At 75.6% G+C, this 6,513-nt stretch carries 8 protein-coding genes; 1 reads left to right on the top strand and 7 read right to left on the bottom strand.

Going from position 1 to position 6,513, the window contains the following annotated elements; genetic code table 11:
* Positions 1-61 precede the first annotated feature (61 nt).
* From ACFRAV_RS31175 to ACFRAV_RS31165, 3 genes are read right to left on the bottom strand one after another with little or no spacing between them, the layout of a single operon-like run.
* Positions 62-952: a TetR family transcriptional regulator gene (locus tag ACFRAV_RS31175; protein ID WP_382560937.1), complete on the bottom strand. Its 891-nt coding sequence runs from the start codon at positions 950-952 to the stop codon at positions 62-64.
* A gap of 22 nt (positions 953-974) precedes the next feature.
* Positions 975-1,517: a thiol-disulfide oxidoreductase DCC family protein gene (locus ACFRAV_RS31170; RefSeq protein ID WP_382560935.1), complete on the bottom strand. Its 543-nt coding sequence runs from the start codon at positions 1,515-1,517 to the stop codon at positions 975-977.
* Entirely contained in the window at positions 1,484-1,897 is a 414-nt protein-coding gene (locus tag ACFRAV_RS31165) for a hypothetical protein (protein WP_382560932.1), read from the bottom strand. The genes ACFRAV_RS31170 and ACFRAV_RS31165 overlap by 34 nt, the downstream gene beginning before the upstream one ends.
* A 112-nt stretch (positions 1,898-2,009) precedes the next feature.
* Here ACFRAV_RS31165 and ACFRAV_RS31160 point away from each other — a divergent pair, with 112 nt between their 5' ends.
* Complete coding sequence (locus tag ACFRAV_RS31160) at positions 2,010-2,474, top strand: NUDIX domain-containing protein (RefSeq protein ID WP_382560929.1); 465 nt, start codon at positions 2,010-2,012, stop codon at positions 2,472-2,474.
* Positions 2,475-2,484: 10 nt separating this feature from the next.
* Here the strand turns inward: ACFRAV_RS31160 and ACFRAV_RS31155 are convergent, their stop codons facing one another.
* From ACFRAV_RS31155 to ACFRAV_RS31140, 4 genes are all read right to left on the bottom strand, one after another.
* Positions 2,485-3,618 carry a hypothetical protein gene (locus ACFRAV_RS31155; RefSeq protein WP_382560926.1) on the bottom strand — a complete coding sequence of 378 codons (1,134 nt, stop codon included), beginning with the start codon at positions 3,616-3,618 and terminating at the stop codon, positions 2,485-2,487.
* On the bottom strand, positions 3,618-4,355 hold the full coding sequence (locus tag ACFRAV_RS31150) for an RNA polymerase sigma factor (RefSeq protein ID WP_382560923.1): 738 nt from the start codon (positions 4,353-4,355) through the stop codon (positions 3,618-3,620). Before ACFRAV_RS31150 ends, ACFRAV_RS31155 begins: the two co-directional genes overlap by 1 nt.
* Positions 4,356-4,611: 256 nt before the next feature.
* Positions 4,612-5,610: a DUF4328 domain-containing protein gene (locus ACFRAV_RS31145; protein ID WP_382560921.1), complete on the bottom strand. Its 999-nt coding sequence runs from the start codon at positions 5,608-5,610 to the stop codon at positions 4,612-4,614.
* Between the two features lies 1 nt (position 5,611).
* Positions 5,612-6,400 (bottom strand): DUF4328 domain-containing protein, encoded by a 789-nt coding sequence (locus tag ACFRAV_RS31140; protein ID WP_382560918.1) that lies wholly within the window; start codon positions 6,398-6,400, stop codon positions 5,612-5,614.
* Positions 6,401-6,513: the final 113 nt, after the last annotated feature.

Here is a 6,513-nt window from a genome sequence, read left to right as displayed (position 1 = left end):
GGCTCCACGGCCGGGGCGACCGGGCGTTCGCGTACCGGCCGTACCGGCCCGTGCCCCTCGGTCAGGAGCCGGAGTCCGTCTCCTGCTCCGCCGAGGCGGCCCGCTTCGTGGCGCGGCGCTTCCCGGTGGCCGCCGGCCCGGACTTCGGTGCGGCCGCGGCTTCCGTCCCGGCCCCGGTCTCCCCGTCGGCCCCGGCCTTGTCCCCGGCCCCGGTGTCCCCGTCGGCCCCGGCCTTGCCCTCGGCCCGTTCCGTGTCCTCGTCGCCCATCCCCGGGAGGAAGTCCGTGAACAGTTCGTGGACCTCGCGGACCAGCGGCCGCAGCACCCGGAAGCGGGCCAGCGTGACGCCCAGCGTGGTGAGCCGGGCGCCCCGCTCGGCCAGCCGGTAGCTGCGTTCGCGGCCCGGGGTGCGGTCGAAGACCCAGTAGACGACCAGCCCCATCAGGGAGAGCCACATCAGCTCCGGCAGCGTGTCCTTCAGCTCGGCCGGGACCTTCGCCTTCGACCCCGACAGCACCTCGCGGAAGATCCCGATGGACTCCTCGCGCGGCGCCTTGGAGTCGGCGGAGAAGGGGCTCAGCGGCGAGTCCGGGTCGGCGGCGTTCTTGAAGAACTGCGCCGCGAACTCGTGGTACGGCTCCGCCACGTCCAGCCAGGCCTTGAGCACCCCCGCCAGACGGGCCTGCAGGTCCGTCTCCCGGTCCAGGACCGCCCGGGCGGCCACCTTGTGCTCCGCGCCGATCCGGTCGTAGAAGCCCTGGATCAGATGTTCCTTGCCGGAGAAGTAGTAGTAGGCGTTGCCCACCGACACCCCGGCCTCCTGGGCGACGGCCCGCATCGTGGTGCGGTCGTAGCCCTTTTCCTGGAAGAGGCGCATGGCCGTCTCCAGGATCAGCGTGCGGGTCTGCTCGCTCTTGGGCTTCGGGGTCCTGGGTTCCTTCGGTTCGGGCACGCCCTGAGCCTAACCAGTGCCGTCAGCCGGTGGGACATGCCCCGTCGGGGCACCCCGGGGCGTCGAGGGTCCACCCGATGTCGGGGTGGTACACCCAGCCGTCCTCCCGCCGGTACACCCCGCCGCCCCAGCGGCCCGGCGTGCCGGCGGGGGAACGGGGCCACAGATGCCCCCGCCACTTGGCGGCCGTCAGCACCGCGGCCCGGGCCACCCGCTCGCCCGTCGGCGTGCTGAGCCGGTGGGCGAGCGGGCGGTGCTCGCGCAGCGCCCACAGGCAGACGATCCAGGCGGCCGGGCCCCGGTAGACCTGGCCGGCGTCGCCGACCACCGTGATCTCGTCCAGGGTGGCACCGTGGTCCAGGCCGGGGAAGCGGCGCCGGGCCTCCTCGGAGGCCGCGGGCACCAGCTCCAGCCGGACCAGCTGCGGCTGCCGCCGCAGCCAGCCGCTCAGGTGCCGGCACAGCGGGCACTCGGCGTCGTAGAGCACCGTCAGTCCGGTGACCGGCACCCGGCTCGCCGCGGTCACCGCCCTCACGCCCCGGTCGGCGCGGCGGGAGCCGCCCACGCCTGCGGGTCCACCGGCGGCACCAGCTCCCGCTCCATCCGCCCGCGGCGGCGGATCCGGCTGAGCACCCACACGTTGCCCAGGTGCAGCACGCCGAGGACCAGCAGCACCACGCCGAGCTTCGTGGAGAGCGCCTCGAAGATCCCCCGGGCGTCCGCGACGGCCTCGTCGCGGTTGAGGTACAGGGCGACGAAGCCGAAGTTGACCAGGTAGAAGCCGACCACCAGCAGGTGGTTGACGGCCCCGGCCAGCTTCTCGTCGCCCTTCATCACGTCGGCGAGGAAGATCCGCCCGTTGCTGCTGAGGGTGCGCGCCACCCAGACCGTGAGCCCGATGCTGACGACCAGGTAGACGACGTACGTGATCACCGTGAGGTCCATGCCCCCACCTTCCTTGAACGCGTTCAAAAAACGCTGACGAGATGAAGGTAGACCTCTTTTTGAACATGTTCAAGTCCGTCGCGCGGTCCGACGCGCGCCTACGCTGGGGTGTGTGACGACTCCTCATCGGTTCATCGCCGCCGTGTGGAAACGGCTCCGCGGCTCCTGGCAGTGGCGGATCCTCCACCTCGCCAACGCCACCTTCATGGTGGGCGTGACGGGAGTGGTCCGCGACGACGCGGGGCGCGTGCTGGTGCTCCGCCACCGGCTGTGGAACCCGGCGCTGCCGTGGGGCCTGCCGACGGGATTCGCCAAGCGGGGCGAGGAGTTCGGGCAGACGGTGGTCCGCGAGGTCAAGGAGGAGACCGGCCTCGACGTCCGGCCCGGCCGGCTGCTCCGGCTGCGCAGCGGCTTCCGGCTACGGCTGGAGGTGGCCTACGAGGCGGAGCTGGTCGGCGGGGAGCTGGCCGTCGACGACTTCGAGATCCTCGAGGCGCGGTGGTGCGATCCGGGAGACCTCCCGGAGGGCCTGCAGCCGTCCCACCACGAACTCCTCACGGACCTTCCGCGGGCGTGACGCCCGGGGCTCAGCCGCGGCGGCCGGCGGTCGCGGGCTCCGCGGCGCGCTCGCGCCCGGAGCCCCGCTCGGCGGCGGAGCCGGCGGGGGAGCCGGGCGTCGGGCGGGAGGCCCGGTCGTCGGCGGAGGCGCCGCGGCCGCGGGCCGCGCCGCTCCCGCCCGCACCGCGGCCGTGCTCGCCCGCGGCCGGACCGCCCACCGTGCGCCGCCCGTTCTCCGCCGAGTCGTCCCGCTCCCTCTGGTGGCCCTTGCCCCGGTCGTCCCCGTCGTCGTCGCGCTTCAGGGTGCCGTCGGCCGGCGCCTCGCCGCCGTCGCCGACCAGACCGGCGCAGTACGCGGACACCCCGGCGCTCCCCGCCGCGGCGTCCAGCTTGCGGCGCTGTTCCGCCGTCAGGGAGCGTCCGGCCAGGTGGTCACGGCAGGCGTCGCGCAGCGACTCGCGGGACCCGCGGCCCCGGTCCCCGGACTGCCCGCCGGTGCCCTTGCCGTCCTTGCCGCCGTGCGCGTCACCGGACCGGGGCGCGTCCGACGCGTCACCGTGCCCGGCAGCGCCGGACGTCCCGCGGTCCTCCCCGTCGGCGCCGCCCGCCGACGTGCCGCCGGGCGAGGGCAGGGCGCCGGAGCCGTCGGTGACACCCGACAGGGCGCCCCCGGGCAGCGGGACCGCCGGCGACTCCGAGCCCAGCGGCACCGGCGTGGACGTCCCGGAGGGCGCCGGGATCCCGGTGGCCACCGACCCGGCCGGGGCCCGGTCCCCGGAGACGAAGCCGTGCAGCCCGCCGCCGATCGCCGCGCCACCGCCGACCACGCCGGTCACCAGCACCGCCGCCAGCGCGAAGCGGCGCCGGGCCGCGCCGCGACCGCGCCGCGCACGCGGCGGGAGTGCCGCGCCCGGGGTGTCGGGCCTCCGCGCCCCGGCCGCGCCGCGCGCGGTCCGGGCCGCGCGGAAGGCGGCCAGCGCGGCGTCCTCGCCGGCCGCGAAGTCCGCGGCACGCTCCGCGGGGTCCGCCGGAGCCGCCGAAAGGCTGTCCAGCATCCGCGCGAGGTCCCGGGCCGCCCCGGGGTCGTCCGCGCCCAGGCGCTCACCGCGCAGCAGACGCTCCGCCGTCTCGCGGTCCAGCCACCTGTCGTGCTCCTCGGGCATCACATGTCCTTCTGCGTCCGCGTCGGCGCGTACGTCACTCCGGCGGACGTCACCAGCTTCTGGCGCGGCCACCGGGGTGACGGCGGCACCAGCCCGAGTATGCCGAGCCGCTCCGCCACCGCCTCCACCGAGGACGCCGTCAGCGGCTCGGGGCCCGGCCCGCGGCCGGCGCCGCGCCCGGCCCCGGGCGCGGGTTCCGCGAGGAGCTCGGCCAGCTTCCGCAGTCCGCGGTGCGCCGCCTGCCGGACGGCGCCGGGCCGCTTGCCGAGCGTCGCGGCGGCCGACTTGGCGTCCAGCCCCATCACCACGCGCAGCACCACCGCCTCGGCCTGGTCGGCCGGCAGCCGGGAGATCAGCGCGAACGCGCGGTCGGTGGCCAGGGCGTCGATCGCCTCCGCCGCGGTGTCCGCGGTGGCCGGCCGGTCGGCGAGTTCGGTCTCGTCGCCCGCGGTCGCCGGACGGCGGCCGCGCATCCGGATGTGGTCCAGCGCCCGGTTGCGGGCGATGCGCGCCGCCCAGCCGCGGAAGCGGTCGGCGTCGCCGGTGAAGCGGTCGAGGTCACGGGCGATCTGCAGCCAGGCCTCCGAGGTCACGTCCTCGGCGTCCGGGTCGCCCACCAATGTCCGTACATATCCGAGCAGCCGAGGGTGCACCGTGCGGTACACAGTCCGGAACGCGGTCTCGTCCCCGTCCTGTGCCGCGTGCACCGCGGCGGTCAGCTCCGCGTCGTCCCCCACGCCACGCGTGCCTTTCTCGCGCCCAGACCGGCACCGCGCCCGCGGTCCGGTTCGTCTCCGTCGCCCCTGGAACGGTACGGGGCCGGAACGCCCACGTCCATGTGTGCGAGGAGGCGACGGCACTTTTTGTGTGCGTGGTGTGACAAATCTGCGGGCGGCGGCGCTGACACGAGTGCGGGCCGGTGACGGCCCGCACTGCGACGGTCGGGGCCTCTCCTGTGGGGGGTGGCGGCCCCGGCCGTCGCCCGTTGCCGCGTCAGCTCCCGTGCGGCGGCACGGGAGCCGCGGGCGGAACCGGAACCCCGGCGGCGGGGGCCGCCGCCTCGGCGGACCGGGCGCCGGCCAGCCAGTGACCGGTGGCCCAGGCGGGGCGGGCCGCCTGCACGGGCGCCCCGGCCGTCAGGGCCGACATCTTCTCCTGCTGCGCCGCCGAGAGCCGCAGCACCAGCAGCGCCGTCACCACCATGGTCACCACGTCGAAGCCGTCCGCGGCCACCTTGTCGGCCGCCGCGACACTCACCTCCACGAGCGGGAAGACATCACCCCGGAGGATGCCGTCACCCGCGACGACGCTGTCCAACGTGTGGGCGTCGTCGAACGCGCTCCGGAGCAGGATCCCCAGCAGCCAGCTGATCAGCCACAGCGGCCACCACAGACCGAGCAGCACCGCCCTGCGGGAGCGTGCGGGGCGGGCCGAGGCCCACCAGACGTCGCTCGTGACCTGGAACGGGAACCACAGGTTGACCACCGGGAGGAACCAGCCCCCGAACACCCACCCCCGGCTCCGCCGGTGCCCGCCCGGGGAGAACACCTCGGCGTTGCGCCGGACCCGGTGGAACCAGAGCAGGAGGACGACGCCGAGGGCGAAGTAGGCGACGGCCTGGGCCGTCGCCGCCGTCCGCCACGGTCCGACCGTGTCGGAGGTCGTGTTGACGTCGGCCACCGAGGCTCCGGAGGCCAGCAGTTCGTTCGTCAGGTCGAACATCCGGAGGTCGGTCGACACCGCGTACAGGTTCAGCAGCGCGATCGCACCGAGCAGCCCGGCGGTCCAGCGGCCCAGGGTCAGCGGCGGACGCAGCCGGACGTCCGGCGCGCCGGCCACGGGCCGCAGGCCGGCGGCGCAGGCCGCGCAGTGCGCCGCGTCGGGCTCGGCCTCGGCCGTCCGGCAGTTCAGGCAGGGCAGGCAGTGCGGGCGGACCACGTCGTTCTCCCCGGAAGGCGTCGGCACAGCGGTGCGGGCGGACGGCGTCGCCACGTCAGCCCCCGTGCGGCGGCGCGGGCGCCGTGGGCGGAACCGGAACCGCGCCGACGGGCACGGTGGCTGCCAGGTCCATGGCCCTCTCGTGCTGCGCCGCCGAGAGCCGCAGCACGAACATCGCCGCCACCACCGCGGCCACGGCGTCGAACCCGTCCGAGGCCATCATCCAGAGCATGCCGTCGCTCGCCGCGTCCACCGGGGCGGCGTCCCCCTGGAAAGCGCTGCCGTAGGCGCGCGAGGCGATCCGGCCCAGCGCCCAGCTCCCCAGCCACAGCGTCCACCACAGGTTGAGCAGGACCTCGGAGGACGGGGCTCCTGGCCGCTCCGAGGCCCGCCAGATGTCGCCGGCGATCTGCCGGGGGAACCACAGGTTCGCCACCGGGACGAACCAGCCTCCGATCGCCCAGCCCGGCGACTTCTCGAGCCCGCCGGGGGAGAACCCTTCGGCGTTCCCCCGGACCCGGTGGAACCAGATCAGGAACAGGGTGCCGGCGGCGACGAAGGCGAGGGCCTGCGCCAAGCCCGCCGCCGCGATCAGCAGGCTCGTGTCGTTCGTGGTGTAGACGTCGATCACGGCGGCCCCGGCGGCCGCGCGCTCGTCCACCAGGGCGTACATGCGGTGGTCCGTCCACACCGCGAACAGGTCGGTCAGCGCCACCAGTGCGAGCAGTGCGGCGGCCCAGCGGCCGAGCGTCAGCGGCGGGAGCAGCCAGGCGCCCGGCGCGGCGGGCGCCACGACGGGCTGCCACGACCCGACGCAGCGCGCGCAGTGCGGCCCGTCGGACAAGGCCTCGGACCTGTGGCAGTTGAGGCAGCGCACAACGGACTCCCGGAAAGCGACGACGCACGACGACGGTGCGGGTGGGCACAGCGGTGCGGGCGGGTGGCGTCGCCGCCACC

Origin of the sequence: Streptomyces sp. NPDC056600 (genome assembly GCF_042792855.1) — a bacterium.
In the GTDB taxonomy this organism is placed as follows: Bacteria; Actinomycetota; Actinomycetes; order Streptomycetales; family Streptomycetaceae; genus Streptomyces.
The sequence above is the reverse complement of the archived record's forward strand: the minus strand, read 5'-3'. Positions and strand labels throughout refer to the sequence as shown.